This window comes from Sulfurovum sp. TSL1 (assembly GCF_019972135.1).
GTDB lineage: Bacteria > Campylobacterota > Campylobacteria > Campylobacterales > Sulfurovaceae > Sulfurovum.
Window position 1 is genome coordinate 203,771 of record NZ_BPFI01000002.1, and the last position, 17,361, is coordinate 221,131.

Annotated in this window: 18 protein-coding genes; 10 read left to right on the top strand and 8 right to left on the bottom strand. The window is 41.6% G+C overall.

Annotated elements, in window-relative coordinates:
- Positions 1–57: 57 nt before the first annotated feature.
- The 3 genes from ilvC to LDM98_RS09925 all read left to right on the top strand — a co-directional run bounded on the left by ilvC (position 58) and on the right by LDM98_RS09925 (position 3,280).
- Positions 58–1,083, top strand: a complete 1,026-nt coding sequence (ilvC, locus tag LDM98_RS09915) for a ketol-acid reductoisomerase (RefSeq protein ID WP_223899247.1) — start codon at positions 58–60, stop codon at positions 1,081–1,083.
- A 185-nt stretch (positions 1,084–1,268) separates the two neighbouring features.
- Entirely contained in the window at positions 1,269–2,366 is a 1,098-nt protein-coding gene (locus tag LDM98_RS09920) for a divergent polysaccharide deacetylase family protein (protein ID WP_223899248.1), read from the top strand.
- A gap of 137 nt (positions 2,367–2,503) precedes the next feature.
- Positions 2,504–3,280, top strand: coding sequence for a DNA-processing protein DprA (locus LDM98_RS09925; RefSeq protein ID WP_223899249.1), 777 nt, complete (start codon positions 2,504–2,506; stop codon positions 3,278–3,280).
- Between the two features lie 35 nt (positions 3,281–3,315).
- Here LDM98_RS09925 and LDM98_RS09930 read toward each other — a convergent pair whose 3' ends face one another.
- Positions 3,316–3,849, bottom strand: coding sequence for a TlpA disulfide reductase family protein (locus tag LDM98_RS09930; RefSeq protein ID WP_223899250.1), 534 nt, complete (start codon positions 3,847–3,849; stop codon positions 3,316–3,318).
- Between the two features lie 480 nt (positions 3,850–4,329).
- Here LDM98_RS09930 and LDM98_RS09935 point away from each other — a divergent pair, with 480 nt between their 5' ends.
- Positions 4,330–5,418, top strand: coding sequence for a glycoside hydrolase family 3 protein (locus tag LDM98_RS09935; RefSeq protein WP_223899251.1), 1,089 nt, complete (start codon positions 4,330–4,332; stop codon positions 5,416–5,418).
- 4 nt (positions 5,419–5,422) lie between these two features.
- On the opposite strand, the gene ruvX is transcribed toward LDM98_RS09935, so the two are convergent.
- Entirely contained in the window at positions 5,423–5,809 is a 387-nt protein-coding gene (ruvX, locus tag LDM98_RS09940) for a Holliday junction resolvase RuvX (RefSeq protein WP_223899252.1), read from the bottom strand.
- A gap of 206 nt (positions 5,810–6,015) precedes the next feature.
- On the opposite strand from ruvX, the gene LDM98_RS09945 reads away from it, so the two are divergent.
- Positions 6,016–8,163 (top strand): response regulator, encoded by a 2,148-nt coding sequence (locus LDM98_RS09945; RefSeq protein WP_223899253.1) that lies wholly within the window; start codon positions 6,016–6,018, stop codon positions 8,161–8,163.
- Between the two features lie 12 nt (positions 8,164–8,175).
- Here the strand turns inward: LDM98_RS09945 and LDM98_RS09950 are convergent, their stop codons facing one another.
- Genes LDM98_RS09950 through hemW form a run of 6 tightly spaced genes read right to left on the bottom strand, consistent with a single transcriptional unit; the run spans position 8,176 to position 13,109 of the window.
- Positions 8,176–9,060 (bottom strand): NlpC/P60 family protein, encoded by an 885-nt coding sequence (locus tag LDM98_RS09950; RefSeq protein WP_223899254.1) that lies wholly within the window; start codon positions 9,058–9,060, stop codon positions 8,176–8,178.
- A 12-nt stretch (positions 9,061–9,072) separates the two neighbouring features.
- Positions 9,073–9,705 carry a C40 family peptidase gene (locus LDM98_RS09955; protein WP_223899255.1) on the bottom strand — a complete coding sequence of 211 codons (633 nt, stop codon included), beginning with the start codon at positions 9,703–9,705 and terminating at the stop codon, positions 9,073–9,075.
- 12 nt (positions 9,706–9,717) lie between these two features.
- On the bottom strand, positions 9,718–10,755 hold the full coding sequence (gene queA, locus LDM98_RS09960; RefSeq protein WP_223899256.1) for a tRNA preQ1(34) S-adenosylmethionine ribosyltransferase-isomerase QueA: 1,038 nt from the start codon (positions 10,753–10,755) through the stop codon (positions 9,718–9,720).
- Positions 10,756–10,763: 8 nt separating this feature from the next.
- Positions 10,764–11,555, bottom strand: coding sequence for a twin-arginine translocase subunit TatC (tatC, locus tag LDM98_RS09965; RefSeq protein ID WP_223899257.1), 792 nt, complete (start codon positions 11,553–11,555; stop codon positions 10,764–10,766).
- Positions 11,555–12,016, bottom strand: a complete 462-nt coding sequence (gene tatB, locus LDM98_RS09970; RefSeq protein ID WP_223899258.1) for a Sec-independent protein translocase protein TatB — start codon at positions 12,014–12,016, stop codon at positions 11,555–11,557. The genes tatC and tatB overlap by 1 nt, the downstream gene beginning before the upstream one ends.
- Before the next feature lie 37 nt (positions 12,017–12,053).
- Entirely contained in the window at positions 12,054–13,109 is a 1,056-nt protein-coding gene (gene hemW, locus LDM98_RS09975; protein ID WP_223899259.1) for a radical SAM family heme chaperone HemW, read from the bottom strand.
- Between the two features lie 238 nt (positions 13,110–13,347).
- On the opposite strand from hemW, the gene LDM98_RS09980 reads away from it, so the two are divergent.
- The 5 genes from LDM98_RS09980 to folP are packed head-to-tail and all read left to right on the top strand — an operon-like array spanning position 13,348 to position 17,358.
- Positions 13,348–13,821 carry an RNA pyrophosphohydrolase gene (locus LDM98_RS09980; RefSeq protein WP_223899353.1) on the top strand — a complete coding sequence of 158 codons (474 nt, stop codon included), beginning with the start codon at positions 13,348–13,350 and terminating at the stop codon, positions 13,819–13,821.
- Positions 13,822–15,027, top strand: coding sequence for an aspartate kinase (locus LDM98_RS09985; RefSeq protein ID WP_223899260.1), 1,206 nt, complete (start codon positions 13,822–13,824; stop codon positions 15,025–15,027).
- Positions 15,028–15,031: 4 nt separating this feature from the next.
- A complete protein-coding gene (locus tag LDM98_RS09990) occupies positions 15,032–15,580 on the top strand; it encodes a HobA family DNA replication regulator (protein ID WP_223899261.1) in 549 nt (182 codons plus the stop codon).
- Complete coding sequence (locus tag LDM98_RS09995) at positions 15,577–16,191, top strand: DNA polymerase III subunit delta' (RefSeq protein ID WP_223899262.1); 615 nt, start codon at positions 15,577–15,579, stop codon at positions 16,189–16,191. The genes LDM98_RS09990 and LDM98_RS09995 overlap by 4 nt, the downstream gene beginning before the upstream one ends.
- A gap of 27 nt (positions 16,192–16,218) precedes the next feature.
- Positions 16,219–17,358, top strand: a complete 1,140-nt coding sequence (folP, locus tag LDM98_RS10000; RefSeq protein ID WP_223899263.1) for a dihydropteroate synthase — start codon at positions 16,219–16,221, stop codon at positions 17,356–17,358.
- Positions 17,359–17,361: the final 3 nt, after the last annotated feature.

Below are 17,361 nucleotides of genomic sequence, written 5' to 3' on the forward strand. Positions count from 1 at the left end.
AGTATTATTTGGGTATAATCGCGAAAATTTTCGTACTTCGTACATCAAGGATAATAAATGTCAACTTTAAATGTATATTATGACAAAGACTGTGATATTAACATCATCAAGTCAAAAACAGTAGCAATGATCGGTTTCGGTTCACAAGGACATGCACATGCAGAAAACCTTAGAGATTCAGGTGTCAATGTTGTTATTGGTGTAAGAGAAGGTGGTTCATCTTGGAAAAAAGCTGCGGCTAAAGGCTTTGAAGTACTTTGCGTTGCAGATGCTACAGCAAAAGCCGATGTGGTTATGATCCTTCTTCCGGATGAGAACCAGGCTGAGATCTATAAAAATGAGATCGAACCTAACCTTAAAGAGGGTGCGACTATCGCATTTGGACACGGATTCAACATCCATTACGGAAGAATCATTCCAAGAGCAGACATCAATGTTACAATGATCGCACCAAAAGCACCGGGACATACGGTTCGTTCTGAGTTCGTAAGAGGTGGTGGTATCCCGGATCTTATCGCGGTTGGTCAAAACCCATCTGGTACAACTAAAGAGTTGGCACTTTCTTATGCATCAGCTATCGGTGGTGGTAGAACAGCGATCATCGAAACTACATTTAAAGATGAAACTGAAACGGATCTTTTCGGAGAGCAGGCAGTACTTTGTGGTGGAGCTGCTTCACTCGTACAAGCTGGTTTCGAAACATTGACGGAAGCTGGTTATGCTCCCGAGCTTGCATACTTTGAATGTCTTCACGAGCTTAAGCTTATCGTTGACCTTATGTTCGAAGGCGGGATCGCTGACATGAGATACTCTATCTCTAACACAGCAGAATATGGTGACTATGTTTCTGGTAAAAGAGTCATCAACGAGCAGTCAAAACAAGCGATGAAAGAGATCTTAAAAGAGATCCAAGATGGTAGATTTGCTAAAGACTTTATCCTTGAAGGACAAGCAGGTTACCCAAGAATGAATGCTGAGCGTAACAATGACAAAGAGAAGTTGATTACTAAAACAGGTAATAAACTTCGTGAAATGATGCCATGGATATCAGCAAACAAGATCGTAGACCAAGAAACTAACTAGTCTTTTTGGTTATTTGCACTCATCTTATGTTGATGAGTGCAGTCAGCTACTTGCACGTAGCCTCCTTTACTCAAGCAACATAATCTAAGCACAAATAATCAAAAATCTTCAGTGAATTTTATTTCTTTACATATTCTTAATGCTACTTTGTTACAATAGCTGAAATTTAAAAACCAGTGGACCTCATGGCAAATCAACCCAAAAGAACAACTACGAAATCTTCTCCCAGAAAAAAACCGGCACAAAAGAGCAGAGGTAGAAAGCCTGCAAAGGGCTCTACTTTCAAAAAAAGTCTTTTGATCGTTCTAGGTGTTTTTTTGATGATAGCTATGGTTGTTTTTGGATATTTTCTGGGTCGGCAGGATAGGATACATGCTCAAAGGCCAAAAACACAGACCTTTAAGCAAGATACCAAAGAGAGTACAAAGAAACTTTTAGAGGGTCTCTCAAAGATCAAAACAGAGACACCACGTGAAAAACAGGAAGTGGCTGTTCAAAAGACACCAAAGGAAGAAAAAAAGACTTCTACCAGACCTTTATTCCCAAAAGAAGTGAACCATGAGAAGGTCGTTACAAAAGCAGAGGTCCCAAAGGCTAAGATCACACATCACAAGATAGCTTCAGATAGTATGCAAAAACCAAAACTCGTGATCATTATAGATGATGTCTCTACAAGCAGTCAGCTCAAGGATATACAAGCAACAGGTATCAAGATCACCCCATCCATATTTCCCCCGTCGCAGCGTTCCGGGGCTTCACACAGATTGGCAAGAGGCTTAGAACATTATATGATCCACCTCCCGATGGAGTCTGGCACTGCACAATTTAACCGACAGGCCAAAACACTTATGACGAATTTTGATCAAGAAGAGATTGAAGCCAGAGTGAAAGAGCTTCGCATACTTTTCCCTACAGCACGTTATATCAATAACCATACAGGTTCTGTATTTACAGACAACTATGTTGAGATGCGGACACTCTATAGGGCACTTCGTAAAGAAGGATTTGTCTTTGTGGATAGTCGAACGATCGCTTCGACCAAAGTCCCCATGATAGCCGAAGAGTTTGGTGATACCTATGTGGCAAGAGATACCTTTATAGACAATGAACAGACTGTCCCTTATATTCATAGACAGCTTCAAAAGGCAGTGAAGAAGGCCAAGAAAAGAGGGTATGCCATCGCTATAGGGCATCCGCATCCAATGACCATGAAAGCGCTCTCAAGTGCAGCAGCCATTTTGAACGAGGTAGAACTGGTCTATTTGGATGAGCTTTACCAATAATATGCACCCCAATGGCATTTCTCCTTTTGGTCAGGGCACAAGATGAATTGCCATACTCTTTTCAAAAGTATGACAATATGCAATATTTTTAAGGTTGACTATACCTCTATGATATCATGGGTGTAAAAAGGCAATGTATGAGTCAAATACTCACCCAATATATACCTGCTTTAGAGGGAATGAAGAAGTATCCATCCACACTTTTTTATAAGGGGCATTTGGATCTGCTGCAGCGACCTAAGGTCTCTATAGTGGGAACAAGACGCCCTTCAAACTACACACGTCACTCTACCTACATGCTTGCCAATGCTTTAGCCAAACGAGGGGTATGCGTGGTCAGTGGTGCAGCCATGGGAGTCGATACGATCGCACACACCGGAGCAGGAGAAGAGAATACCATAGCAGTGGTAGCCAACGGATTGGATATACGTTATCCTGCGGTCAATCAAGATCTTATATCCGGTATAGAGGATAAGGGACTAATGCTTAGCCAGTTCAATGATGGTTTCAGAGCTACAGGATGGAGTTTTGTGGTACGAAATGAGCTTGTCGTTGCACTCGGGGATATCCTTGTCGTTACAGAAGCGGATCTCAACAGTGGTTCCATGCGTTCGGTTGAGTATGCGTTAAAGATGGGTAAAGAGATCTTTGTACTTCCCCAAAGGCTCAACGAAAGTTTGGGCACGAATCAGTTGTTGCACACGATGAAAGCCACAGCGATACATGATATAGAGGTATTTGCCTCTACGTTTGGGCAGATCGCGGATGATGGGCTGGAAAAAGATGATTTTTTTTATTTTTGCCAAAAATCACCTACGTTTGATGAGAGTCTTAAAAAGTTTGGTGACAGGGTGTATGAAGCAGAGCTTGCGGGGATCATTACGATACAAAATGGAATTGTAAGATTGTCTTAGTGAAACATTTCTCCCTGCTGCAAGAGGGAGATAGACTATTTGGCTGTTTTGGAGAGTTGTGAAATGAGTTCTTCCAGTGAAGCTTCGGGGAGCATACCTGCCTGTACAAACTGTACATCTCCCTTTGTGTCCATAGCGACCAAGAAAGGGATACTTCCCCTCCATTGTGCTCTCTGCTGAATATAGTTTACCAATTCAGGTGCTTTCTCTTCGGAGGCTACAATGTAGTTCATCCCCTTCTCTTCTGCAAATTTTTTGACCTCTTCATGGGTATAGCCCTGCACCTCAATAGAGACAATGGCTAAGGTCTCTTTATATTTTTCTTGAAGTTTGATCAAATGTGGAATGGAAGCGAGACAAGGAGGACATTTGTGTCCGAAAAATTCTAGAAAGATGACTTTCCCTTCAAGGCCTTTAATGTTGAGCCCCTGTTCCGTACCTGATACATCATAGGTTTTCCCCGTGATATCGGTCATGGTCATTTCTGCTAAATATCTTTTATCTTCAGCAGCGTGGGTATAGGTTACGAGTGAGAAGAGTAGAAGAGATATCGAGAATAATTTTTTCATAAAATGCACCTTTATAGATAATTTTACAGATTATACACTATGAAGATGTAAAAATCGTGTAATTGGTTCAAATTATGTAAAAGATTTTTTCAAAGAGCATCATAGTTGTATGTAAAAGGGGAGGGAAAAATGATTTAAAAAATAGACCTAAAAAATATTAGGGAGAGAGGTCTATCTTTTTATGATGCTCTTGTAAAAGTATTATAGTGATATAAGGTTAACTGAACACTAATAGAAGATCATATTATAGATATAGGGGGAGGTGAAAATGGATCAGGTATTTTTCAAAGAGCATCTTTGGGACAGAGGAGAAAATGTTTTTAAAAGGAGTCCTAAAATACTTTGTAAAAGGGAGGGGGGAAGATTTTAGGTTTTCTGTCCCTCGATGCTCTTGTAAGTGTAGTGTAATACATGAAGGTTAACCGTATGCAAATAAAGAGTAGTTACACTATAATAGTGCAGTGAGAGAAAGGATATTTGATGATAAAAAAAGTTTTATTGCTGTGTCTGTTTTTAGGTACGTATACATGGGCACAAGGGTTGGCACTTGAAAAGAGAATAGGCCAAATGCTTATGGTCGGTTTTCATGGCACGCATGCATCCAAAGAGAGTCAGATATGTAAAGATATAGAAACCTATAACCTTGGAGCGGTGATTCTATTTGACTATAACCCGGTGGATAAAACGAAACCGAAGAATATTGCCAGCAAAGAACAATTGGCCAGGCTGACCCAAGACCTGCAGGCATGCAGCAGTGACGGAAAATTACTGATCGCTGTAGATCAAGAGGGCGGAAAGGTGCAACGACTTAAACGCAGGTACGGCTTTTACGGTCAATTCCCCAAAGCTTCTGATGTGACCAAAATGGATCAAAACAGCATCAAAGAGACCTATACAAAAATGAGTGAGGAACTCAGCAGTGTGGGGATCAATTACGATCTTGCCCCTGTGGTAGATCTGGATATCAATAGAAAGAACCATGTTATTCATGGCTTAGGACGTTCCTTTGGCAAAGATCCTGAAGTGGTAGCAGCGTATGCTTCTGCATTCATCGATGCCATGCACAGTCACGGTGTACTTACCTCCATCAAGCATTTTCCCGGACACGGCTCGTCGGTTGGTGATACCCACAAAGGTTTTGTGGATGTGACGAACCTTTGGCAGGAAGTCGAACTGGAACCTTACAGACTTTTGAAAGAGAAAGCCGATACCGTTATGGTGGCCCATGTTTTTAACCAAAAGATAGATGCCACATACCCTGCAAGTCTCTCTTATAAGACGATCACCAAGCTGTTGCGCTGGAAACTGGGCTATCATGGTGTGGTGATCACGGATGACCTTCAAATGGGTGCGATCAGTCAAAAGTATGGGTTAAAAAATACACTCAGACTGGCGATCAATGCAGGAGATGACATCTTACTGATAGGGAACCAGCTTGATCCTAAAAAAACGGTCACTACACAGACACTGGTCGAGACCATTAGCTCACTGGTTCAAAGCGGAGAGGTCACAGAGGAGCATATCAACAGAGCATATAAGAGAATTCAGGGATTAAAGAAGAGACTCTAGTTTTTTACTTTCCAAGCCATCGTTCCAAGATGATCTTTGCAGCAATGGAATCAAGTTTCCCGTCTTTTTTGTGTCTGAACTGGCCCATGGTCAGTTCTTTGGCCTCAATACTTGAACTCTGTTCATCCTGATAGGCGACCTCTATATCTAGATCAAGCAGCGACACAAAATGTTTGATACGTCTTTCCATCTCTTCAGAGCTTTCAGCATCTTTAGGCAGACCTACGATGAGTTTTTCTATCTCCCACTCTTCTAAAAATGTCTTGAGGTCCCTTGCTGCCTGATTACGGTTTTTTCGCAAAATGGCATTTTGAGGTATGACGATACTCCCATCGAGGCAGATCGCCACACCTATACGTTTCAGTCCTACATCTATACTGGCTAATTTCATAGTGAAATTGTACCCAAACTTTTATCATCTTCTCTCATAGGCGGTTGTATCTATGATGTATCATAATTGTACTCTCTTGTTCGGGTTTGTCAGAATATAAAATATTATACTTCTAAATAAGTAAAAAAATAAAATCCTTCGATAAAATTGTAGTAGGGAAATGTCAGCATGGAGAGTATTAAATTATCAAAATAAGGTAATATCGTATGTATTTGAACAAAATAAGTATGGCCATTGTAGGCTTAAGCAGTATGGGGTATGCACAGACAGACCAAGGTGCAGGATCGGAAACTTTCTGGCTATGGATCGCTCTCTTCGCTTTGGGAATAGTGGGCATAGCTATATTATTTGTTACATCTTATCAAACACAGAAGTTGAAAGAGTTTTACAAGTCCATGTTCGAGAAACAGTTGGAGATGGAAAGAAATCAAAATCTCCTGCTTGCCAATATGAGTGAAAATGTTCATAATATTGCGAAGCAGACACTTGAAGAAACGCAGCAACTCTCCAAAACATCCACACATAAAGATACAGTTTTAGGAAACCCTGAAAGTAGACTTTTAGATGTGACACATGATCTTTTGGATTTTCTCAGGTTAAAATCAAAACAGGTTGAGATCGTCAATGAAGCGTTTAATATCAATAACGTATTGAATGAAGTGTCAGGATCTATATGCTCACAATTTTTGGGCAGCAAGGCCGAACTTATTTTTGATATACATAAAAATGTTCCACGACACTTGGTGGGAGACTCTTTGCATTTGGGACAAACACTCAAAAGTATACTTGAATACCTGATGGGACAAGCGGATCTGGATGAAGTCAAATTAGAAGTTTCTATGTTTGATTCATTTGAAGAAGAAGTGGAACTTCAGTTCCACTTCTCTGATAAAGGAAAAGGGATTGATCCTAAAACATTGGAAAATCTGTTTGTACCGTATTATGATGTTGAAACGGGTAAATACGTAGGTTTAGGGCTTTTTGTCGCCAATGCATTGGTGGATATGATGAAGGGAAAACTCATAGTAGAGAGCGTAGAGGAAAAAGGAAGTACCTTTACACTGACCCTGCCTTTTGACATAGTGAACAAATCGGATCAGAGAAGATACCGCCTGCCTGAGAAAACATTGATAGAGAAAAAGGTATTTATTGTTGACAGTAATTATAATTCAGCGCTGGCTGTCAAAAGAATGTTCACCTATTTCAGACATGAGGTGACGGTGCTTTCTAAAAAAGAATTCATGAAAACTATGCCTAACCTTACCTCTTATGATATCGTTATTTTGGAAGAAAGTCTCTTCGATATCAGATTGATAGAGTACCTCAATACTATCAAGATGGACAAAGAACTGAAAGTGATCGCGCTTCATTCACTGCTTGTGTCCAATCAAAATAAAGTTCTGGATGAGGTGATCGATGCACATCTCTTTAAACCACTCAATCAAGAGCGTGTGTTTGAACTGATCGTCAATATGTATGATATTAAAGTACCTCTTGAGGAAGAAGAACAGAAAGATGAAACGAAACAGGCACAAACCTTCAGAAAAGATATGATCGAGACAAAAGGTATCACGCAAAACTCTTTTAAAGCGTTTTCCGGAAAAAATATTCTGCTGGTAGAAGACAACCTCATTAACCAGAAAGTACTGCTTAACCTGCTGCATCTTTCCGAAATGAATATCAGTGTGGCAAACAACGGACAAGAAGCCGTTGATATGGTGAAGCAGAGTGAGATCCCATTTGATCTGGTACTTATGGATATCAATATGCCGATCATGGATGGTTTTGCAGCGACACAAACGATACGTCTTGACAGTCAGTATGATGCTATGCCTATCGTTGCCTTTACAGCATTGGTCCTTGAGAGTGAAATAGATAAGATGTTCAACTGCGGTATCAATGCGTTTTTATCAAAACCGCTCAATATAGGCAAGCTCTATACGGTATTCTCTACCTATCTTGGTGATGCGGAATCCGAGAAGAAAGACAGTGAGCCTAAAGAGACCCTTAGTTATCAGGGGATCAATATTCATGAGGGTATCAGCCATGCCAATAACAGTGAAGCGCTCTATCGAGAAATATTGAAAGAGTTTACGACCGCCTATGGTACCAGTGATGAGATCTTCACTAAATTGATAAAAGAACACCGATATGAACAGGTAAAGATGTTATGTGTAGATATGAGAGGATTGACAGGCGCTATCGGTGCAGAGGATATGCATGATTTGATCAATGATATCCTGCATCAGATCCTCTATAAGAAGTATGAACTCCTTGCCAATTATGATGAGAAGTATAAATCCGGGATACAAACATTGAATCGTTCTATCGAACAGTATATTACAGCAGCTTGATCACTGTTGCAATTAACGGATCTCCGCAATGAAGGCATCTTTTTGGATCTGTTTTTTGATAGTATCTAAAAGTGCCACAGCATCGGATCTTTGTCTGTAGGGTCCTATAAGAAGTTTGATGATCTCTTTGCCCTGGAGAGAAAATGCGATAAGCTTATAGTGGTATCCTGCTCTAGTAATTTTCTGAAGCAATGCATCCTGTGGTCTTCCGGAGAAGGAGCCTAACTGTACATAAAAGTTGCCTAAAACATGTTTCTGTGTGACTTTAGGCAATGTAGTGACGGGAGAAACTTTGTCTTTTAACGCTTCTTTTGTTTTCCATGGTTTGGTATCGTCCATTGCGATCTTTTCTTTTGAATCAGGAAAATATCTTCGGCAGATACGCAGTCTTTTTTTATAATATGGTGAAGTATTGAGGTTGGAATAGACGATCTCATATTCAGTGGTGCTTGCATGGGTAAACCAGCCGTTACCCAGATACATACCTACATGGGTGATATTTCCTTTGGGATCTTTGTCCGTGTCAAAGAAGATGAGGTCACCATAGACCAGTTCATTCATTTTGATCTCATTTCCGTTTTTTGCCTGTTCTCTGGCAACTCGGGGTATCTCTATACCCATACTGCCGTACAGATAGTAGGTAAAACCGGAACAGTCAAACTGATCGGGACCTTCCTCTGCCCACACATAAGGCTTTCCCTGAAGTTCTTTCACCATTTTGTCAAGGTGCTGTTTACTGGGTGCATATTTGATCATCGGTTTTTGAATCGCATAATTGGGATTTTTAGGATGAGGATCAGGTTTACATGCAGTAAGCAGCACTAAGAGTGTAAAGGTGAAGGAGAGAGAGACGATCTTTTTCATACGTTTAGGATAGATGACTCCATTGAAATTCACTGGATCAACGCTTTAGCTCGGTACAGCTTTTTTAGGCAGTTTCATGCCTGGCTGCCACGGTGTGGTATAGCGTGAAGTCGTAATTTCCATTTTTTCCAAAGGGACATCACAATTCATATATTTTGCACGTTCATCTTCACTCAAATAGCGTTTACATACTTTCATACGTTTGACATAGATGGGTTCTTTGTCAAAGTGACTGACCGTGACCCTTCTATCCTTACTGCTCGCATGTGCGAACCACCCATCACCTAGATAGATACCTACATGATTGATCGTTTTGCTTCTTTTGTTTGGAGAACCGAAAAAGATGAGGTCACCGTAATATAAGTTCTTAAACTTCACCTGTTTACCCATCTTTGCCTGTTCCCTTGCAACACGGGGGATCTCTATCCCCATAGATCCGTAAATATTATAGGTAAGTCCTGAACAATCAAAGGCATAAGGCCCTTCTTCTGCCCATACATAAGGTTTTCCAAGATAAGAATAGAGCAGATCCTGAATATTATTTCTGTTGGGAGTGCAGGTTTTTTCAGGTTTGATGATTTCATAATTGGGGTAACTGTAGGGCTTCTTCTGCGCACACCCGTTCAAAAGAAACAGGGTTGAAATAAAGAGTAAAATATATTCACATTTGACTTTCATAGGTATACCTCTCTACAATATTAACATCGCATCCCCATAGGAGAAAAATCTATACTTTTTCTCTATGGCCTCTTTATATAAGTCTAACGTTTTTTCTCTTCCGATAAAAGAAGAGACAAGCATGATAAGGGTACTTTTAGGCAAATGAAAATTGGTGAGTAGATAGGTGACTCTTTGGGGCGGATTGGAAGGATTTAAGAAGAGATCACACTCCCCCTGTGTCTTTTTCGTCCGTGCATAATACTCGATCGTTCTGGTCACGGTTGTCCCTATGGCCAACAGAGGAGTATCGCTGTCAAGTACTTTTGCAGAGGTTTCAGGAATTTCAAAATACTCAGAGTGCATAGGATGGTCCAGTATCTCTTCGGCTTCGACAGGTTTAAAAGTGCCCGCACCCACATGGAGTGTGACCGTATGTGTTTTATGTCTCGCTTTTAACGCGGTGAAAAGTTCAGGGGTAAAATGAAGAGAAGCAGTAGGGGCGGCCACAGCACCGGCATTTTTGGCAAAGAGCGTTTGGTAGTCTGTTTCATCTTCTTGATTGTCTTCTCTTTGCATATAGGGCGGCAAAGGGATATGCCCTATGGTATCAAGCACAAGCACCAGTTCCTCAAAACGTATCTCTTTGCCATGATGTGTAAACGTCACGATACGTGAACCGTCATCATTTAATCCTGTCACCGTAGCTACAAGTGCATCATCAAAAACAAGTTCCGTGCCTATCTTGACCTTGCCCCGGATGAGTACAAGATAATGGTGTGCATCCAAGGGTTTGTTAAAGAGAAGCTCTACCTGACCCCCACCCTGATTATTGAGAGATCTTTTATGACCAAAGATACGTGCTTTGATGACACGTGTATCATTGAGAAAGACATCACACTCTTTTGGAAGATACTCCAGTAAGTGTTTAAACGTAGTATGGGTTACTGTGTCGGTTTTTCTGTCATACACCAGCAGCTTTGCATGGTCTCTGGGCTGAACGGGTGCAGTGGCTATGAACCCTTCGGGGAGTTCATAGTCATAATTTTTTGTCAGAAGCTCTTCATTCATACAGAGGGTTAGAGTGTGCTTTGGGCAGTTTCTTCATCTGCATCTTCATCCTCATCTTCATCTTCAACGTGTGGATTCACGACACGTACGATGAGGATAGAGAGACCATAAAGGAGGACAAGCGGTGCAGCCATAAGAAGCTGGGTCAGTACATCCGGTGGTGTAAGCAGTGCAGCCACGACAAAGATGATCAGTACAGCATATTTGAAAAAATCTTTAAGTGTTTTATCCGTAACAAGGCCGAGAAGGGCTAAGAAATAGGCAAATACCGGCAGTTCAAATGCAATACCGAATCCCATCATGATCTTTGTAAAAAAGCCGACATAGTCTTCGATATTGATCAGTGGCGTATAGAGAAAAGAACCAAAGGTAATGAGGAACTGAAATCCAAATGGCGTCACGACATAGTAGGCAAACAGCACACCTACAAAGAACATGACGGAACCGCCTATCACAAATGGAAGGATCATCTTTTTTTCATTATTGTACAGGCCGGGTGCAACAAAAAGCCAGATCTGATAGAGTATGAACGGCAGTGCACCCAAGATACTCGCAAAAAATGAAACTTTCAGTGCGACAAAAAATGCACCGCCGACCTGGTGGGTCGTTACCATGCCATCAGCAGCCTTTTTTGAAAGGTGTGCCACTTGGTCCAGAGCCTCGTTCAAAGGTGCAGTGATCCATGCCAATATCGCTTCATGAAAGAAAAATGCAATGACAAATGCAATAAATACCGAGAGTACTGAGAGTCCGAGTCTTTTTCGTAGTTCAACAAGGTGAGGCCTTAATTCACTAAACATTATGCATCACCTTCAGGTTTGTCTGTTGTTTCATCCGTCGCTTCTTTTTTCTTTTGCTTTTTTGGCTTTGTAAATGTGACCGTGTCATTCTTTGCCTCAACCTGTGTGGCAACACCTTCGTTTTGGGCTGTTTCTGCAGTGTCAGATTGATTCTCTTTCGAAACTGCTTTAGGAGACTCTGTTGAGATCTCCTCCTCAAACTCATCAAAATCTATGTTTTTAAAATTTCTCAGTTCGTTGGTTGCATCATCCAGTTGTTTTTTATAATTGAGCGCTTCTTCTTTAAGGTCTGCGATCTTCATCTCTTCTTCAAGAGAACTTTTTGCCTCACTTACGGTCTTTTTAACACCTTTGATAAATTTAGCGACCTCTATCATTGCCTGAGGTAGTTTATCTGGCCCCAAAAAGAGTATAGCAACAATGGAAATAAGAAGTAACTCAGTAAAGCCGATACCAAACATAATATACCTTGTAATTTAATTGCTGTATTTTATCAAATTATCCTAAAATGTAGAGTGCGAGTTCATCACTCAGGAAGAAATTATCATTATAGTAATGTGTAGTATCGCAGCGCAGTTTCTTTTTTTCACAAAGTGTATATGCTTTTTGTAGCATCGCTTCTGTAAGAAGAGCCTTTTCTACACCTACGCTGCTTCGTAAGCCCAAAAAGATCTTTTCTGTCAGCAGTTCATCCGGGGTGAGTGCTTCTTCTGTGATGCTAAGCGGATCTGCCACATAGGTTTCGATATCGGTTTGGGGATAAAAACGTCTGTTCTTTAAAAATCCTACGGCACCGGCGCCTGCACCTATATAGTTCTTGAGTTCCCAATACCCTCTGTTATGTCTGCTTTGATAGGTACCGAAGTTTGAGATCTCATAGGCCTTAAAGCCTCGTTTTTCTATCTCATCGGAGACAAAGAAAGCAAGATCCTCATTGTCCTGCCTCAACTCAGGGGTCATTGAAAACTTTGTCCCGTCCTCTATGGTCAGTTCATAGGCAGATATATGATCGATAGGCAGAGAAAAGGCTTCCTTTATGTCATCTAAAAGCAGTTCTTTTGTGTCACCCCGGTAGTTGTAGATCAGATCCAAAGAGAGATGCTCAAATCCAAGCGCTTTGGCAGTATGTATGGCGTCTTTGGCCTGTTGCGGGTTATGTGCCCGGTTCAGGGCTTTGAGTTTTTGTGCATGAAAACTCTGCACCCCGAAACTGACACGGTTCACACCAAGTTTTCTCATCCCCTCAAGCCACGCTTTGTCTGCAGAGTTCGGGTTTGCTTCTGTAGTGATCTCCGCATTTTTTTTCAGATAGGGATGAAGCAGTTCAAAAATGGGAGCATAGAGTTCAGGGTCTACCGTTGAAGGTGTCCCTCCGCCTATAAAAAGCGTTTCTACACTTTGCGGTTTGACATCAAAACGTCCCAGTTCAAAAGTAAGTTGTTGATAGAGCGCTTTCATATATTTGGACTGGGTTTCAAATTTATCGACATAGGTGTTGAAGCTACAGTAGTGACACTTAGAATCACAGTAGGGAATATGAAGATAAATTAGCAAATAGTTTTCTCACTTTTCAAATGTTTGTAACCGCAGTTTAGATAGAATAATATCAGAAAATCAGGAATGTATCGATAAACTTTAGTCAATTTAGAGTAAAAATACAATTTGGTGCTGATTATCAAAAGAGGCGCATCTCTTTGCTTTCCTTTGGAAGAAGAAGGCACAGTACCAATGCAATAGAAGAATGGAATCTTTGTTGCGTCCTATTGAATTAGATAGTGAAATGAGTAAAAGTATGCAAAAGAAAAAGAGCTATAGGCCCAATGTTGCAGCTGTAATACTCTCTTCCAGATATCCGGACAAGTGTGAGTTCTTTGTAGCACATCGAAGTGATATCAAGAACGCATGGCAATTTCCTCAAGGGGGTATCGATGAAGGTGAAACACCTCGAGAAGCACTGAAACGGGAATTGCTGGAAGAGATAGGCTGTGATAATGTAGAGGTACTGGGGGAGTTTCCGGAATGGATCACGTACGACTTTCCCAAAAGATCACGAGGTAAGACATACCCTTTTGACGGGCAGACACAAAAATATTTTTTGGTACGCCTTAAAGAGAGTGCAACCATCAATTTACAGGCATATGATATTCCTGAATTTGAAGAGTATGAGTTTGTAGAGTATGAACAGTTATTTAAAAAGGTGACCTACTTTAAACGCAAAGTCTATCGTAGGGTGATCGATTATTTTATAGAAGAGGGTTTGATATAGATGTTAGTTGTACATAAATATGGCGGTACAAGTGTTGGAGATTTAGATCGTATTGAAAATGTGGCCAACCGTGTAGCCAAAGCAAAAGAAGCGGGTAATGACATTGTGGTCGTTGTCTCTGCGATGAGCGGTGAAACCAATAAACTCATAAGCTATGCAGAGCACTTTACAAAGAATCCTGCAAAAAAAGAGATGGATATGCTGCTGAGTTCGGGAGAACGTGTTACGGCTGCACTGCTCTCTATTGCTTTGCAGTCAAAAGGCTATGATGCCGTAGCCATGACCGGACGCCAAGCGGGTATCGTGACAGACAATACACATACCTATGCACGGATCGAGTCTATAGATCCGTCTGCAATGCAGGATGCCATAGGTGAAGGTAAGATCGTCATTGTTGCAGGTTTCCAGGGTATCAATAAAGACGGTTCGGTCACGACACTGGGACGTGGCGGTTCGGATCTTTCTGCTGTTGCACTGGCTGGAGCCTTGAAGGCTGACCAGTGTGAGATCTATTCTGATGTGGATGGTATCTATACAACAGATCCGCGTATTGAACCCAATGCAAAGAAGCTCGACACGATCTCTTATGATGAGATGTTGGAGCTTTCGTCACTGGGTGCGAAGGTGTTACAGAACCGTTCAGTGGAATTGGCAAAAAAACTTAATGTAAAACTCTACGCTAAAAGCAGTTTTAGCGACAATGAAGGTACGCTTATTACAAAGGAGAGCAATAGTATGGAAGAGGTATTAGTAAGTGGTGTTGTCCTTGACAAAAACCAAGCAAGAGTGACACTCAGAGGTGTTTCAGACAGACCGGGGATCGCAGCAGAGATATTTACCATGTTGGCAGAGGCGAACATTAATGTCGATATGATCATTCAGAATATGGGGACCGACGGTTCTACAAATCTTGGCTTTACGGTACCGCAAAGTGAACATGAAAATGCCAAAAGACTGATGGAAAGTTTTGACCATGATATTCAGGGGATGGATTTTGATGAGCATGTCTGTAAAGTTTCTGTGGTGGGTGTAGGTATGAAATCTCACTCAGGAGTGGCTGCTGCAGCATTTACTGTACTTGCTGAAAATAACATCAATATACAGATGATCTCTACATCAGAGATAAAGGTCTCTATGGTGATAGATGAGAAGTATGGCGAGCTTGCTATCCGCGCACTTCATGAAGCTTACGAATTAGACAAGTAGCCTGATGCAGCAGCTTTTAAAGTGGACACTGGAGACCATTCGTGAAGAGGAGTCCTCTTTCTCATGGATGGAAGAGTACCGTTATGAGTGGGCACCTTTAGCCAAAAGTGCAGTTTCACAGAGTATTGAAGGAAAAACAGCACTGATCATTACGGATGAATCCCATGAGTGGTTTGCTAAATATATCTTGAATCATATCAATGATCTGAAAAAGAACAGGCCGCTTCTCCCTTTTTATGCTTTATTGAGCTGCTTCCCGCATCTTCATGCGATGAAATCGACACAAGATCTGCAACTGCTTGAAGATATGCTGGAGATCTCTTATCCTAACGGTTATTATATCTGGTATATCGGCAAGGGAGACCACCCTTTGACAAAACTCGCCTACAGAAATGAAAACAGTTTTTTGTGGGTCATGGATGAAGAGGTCCAAGACAGTTTTGCCTTCCGTAGTTCGGATCCTTTACTGGATATTAAACTCCTACAGCTCTACAAGCTTTTTGACAATACACTCTCAGCAGCACTTTTCGGGGACCTAGATCTAGAGTCATGAGACTAGTTAGCCAAGTGATCATCAGCAGCGATATCGATGACACGGTGATCCAGCTCGAAGGACTGCAGCAAAATGAACGTTTTGTAAAGATCATCAAAGAAGATAATTTTTTAGTCGAAGATGCAAAACTGGCGATAGAAAAGGCGCATATGGCCAGCGATGAGACCACTGTCATCATACTTGCGGCAAAAACGTTCTCTCCAGTGGTACAGAACAAACTTTTAAAAGTGATAGAAGAACCCCCGCCCAGAACAGAGTTTGTTCTCATTACACCGAATAAAGCGACGATCCTGGATACGATCCGTTCACGTTTGCCTATCACGGTATGTGCTTCGTATGTAGAAGAGGAAGCGTTGGAACTGGATGTAGCACAACTCTCTTTGGCTACGGTCTATGGGTTTGTACAGACCCATAAACGTACAGATGCCAAAGCAATGAAAACACTTGTGGAACGTATCAGCAAAGAGGCTATCCATTCACAGGCCTATTATCTGGATGAAAAAACGTTAAATCTATTTTCGAATGCCTTTATCGCTTTGGATGTGGGATCCCCACCACCATTTGTACTGAATACGCTACTTTTGAAACTTCTGGCTCGAAAAAAACGGTAAAATATATTAAGACTCTAAAGGGGCCTCATGAAAATATATCAACTTGGACATATCACAGACAAAAAAGCAGCCCTTAAAGCACTCAATGTAGAGAGTGGCGGTGTGGATATAATGGCAAAGAAGATGGAACTTCTCCATTTTTTCATCAAAGACCTTAAAACTCCCGCTGCAAATATACTCAAACAAGATGCCCTCAGCATAGGCGCAGAACTTGCTGTGCCCGGAGGGGTCATACTCTGTGAAAAACCCACTTATGACTGTATTCTTATGGGAACGAGAAAACATATGGAGACCCTTTCTAGAAAAGAGTTGGCACAGCCTTTTGGACTTAAAACGGTTGCTATGGAACTGAAGAGATTTCTCTCCGCTAAAACCTATCCTACACAGATCATGGGTGTGATCAATGCGAACGATGACAGTTTCTTTTCGGGAAGCAGATTCAAGGCTGAAGATGCCATCAGAAAGATCAAAGAGATGATAGACAAGGGTGCAACGATCATCGATATCGGCGCTGTCTCTTCCCGTCCGGGGGCAGATGAGGTCAGTGCAGAAGAGGAGTTGGCACGCATGAAACCTGTCTGCGACATCATCAAAGCGGAAAAACTCTATGAGCAGGTAACATTTTCTGTAGACAGTTATACCCCTGTTGTCGTTGAGTATGCGCTTCAGAGCGGATTCACGCTGATCAACGATATCACGGGAGCGAGTGATGATACGCTTATCAAGCTTGCAGTGAAATATGATGCCAGGCTTTGCATCATGCATATGAAAGGCACGCCGAAGACCATGCAGAGTGACCCACACTATGATGATGTCATGGTGGAGATCAGTGATTTTTTTGAGGCGCGTATCGCTCAATGTGAAGCATTGGGGATTCAGAGAAAAAACATCATTCTGGATGTAGGGATAGGCTTTGGCAAAACCTTGGAACACAATCTGACGTTGATCAGGAACATGGCGCACTTTAAAGTCTTTGGCTGTGAAGTGCTGGTGGGTGCAAGCAGGAAAGGGATGATAGACAAAATCAGCACTTCCACACCGGAGCAACGTTTGCCGGGTACCTTGGCGATCCACCTTAAAGCGGTTGAGAACGGGGCTTCGATCGTACGTTGTCATGATGTGGCTGAGCATCAACAGGCTTTGGCAGTTTTGAGAGCGATGCAGTAAGAT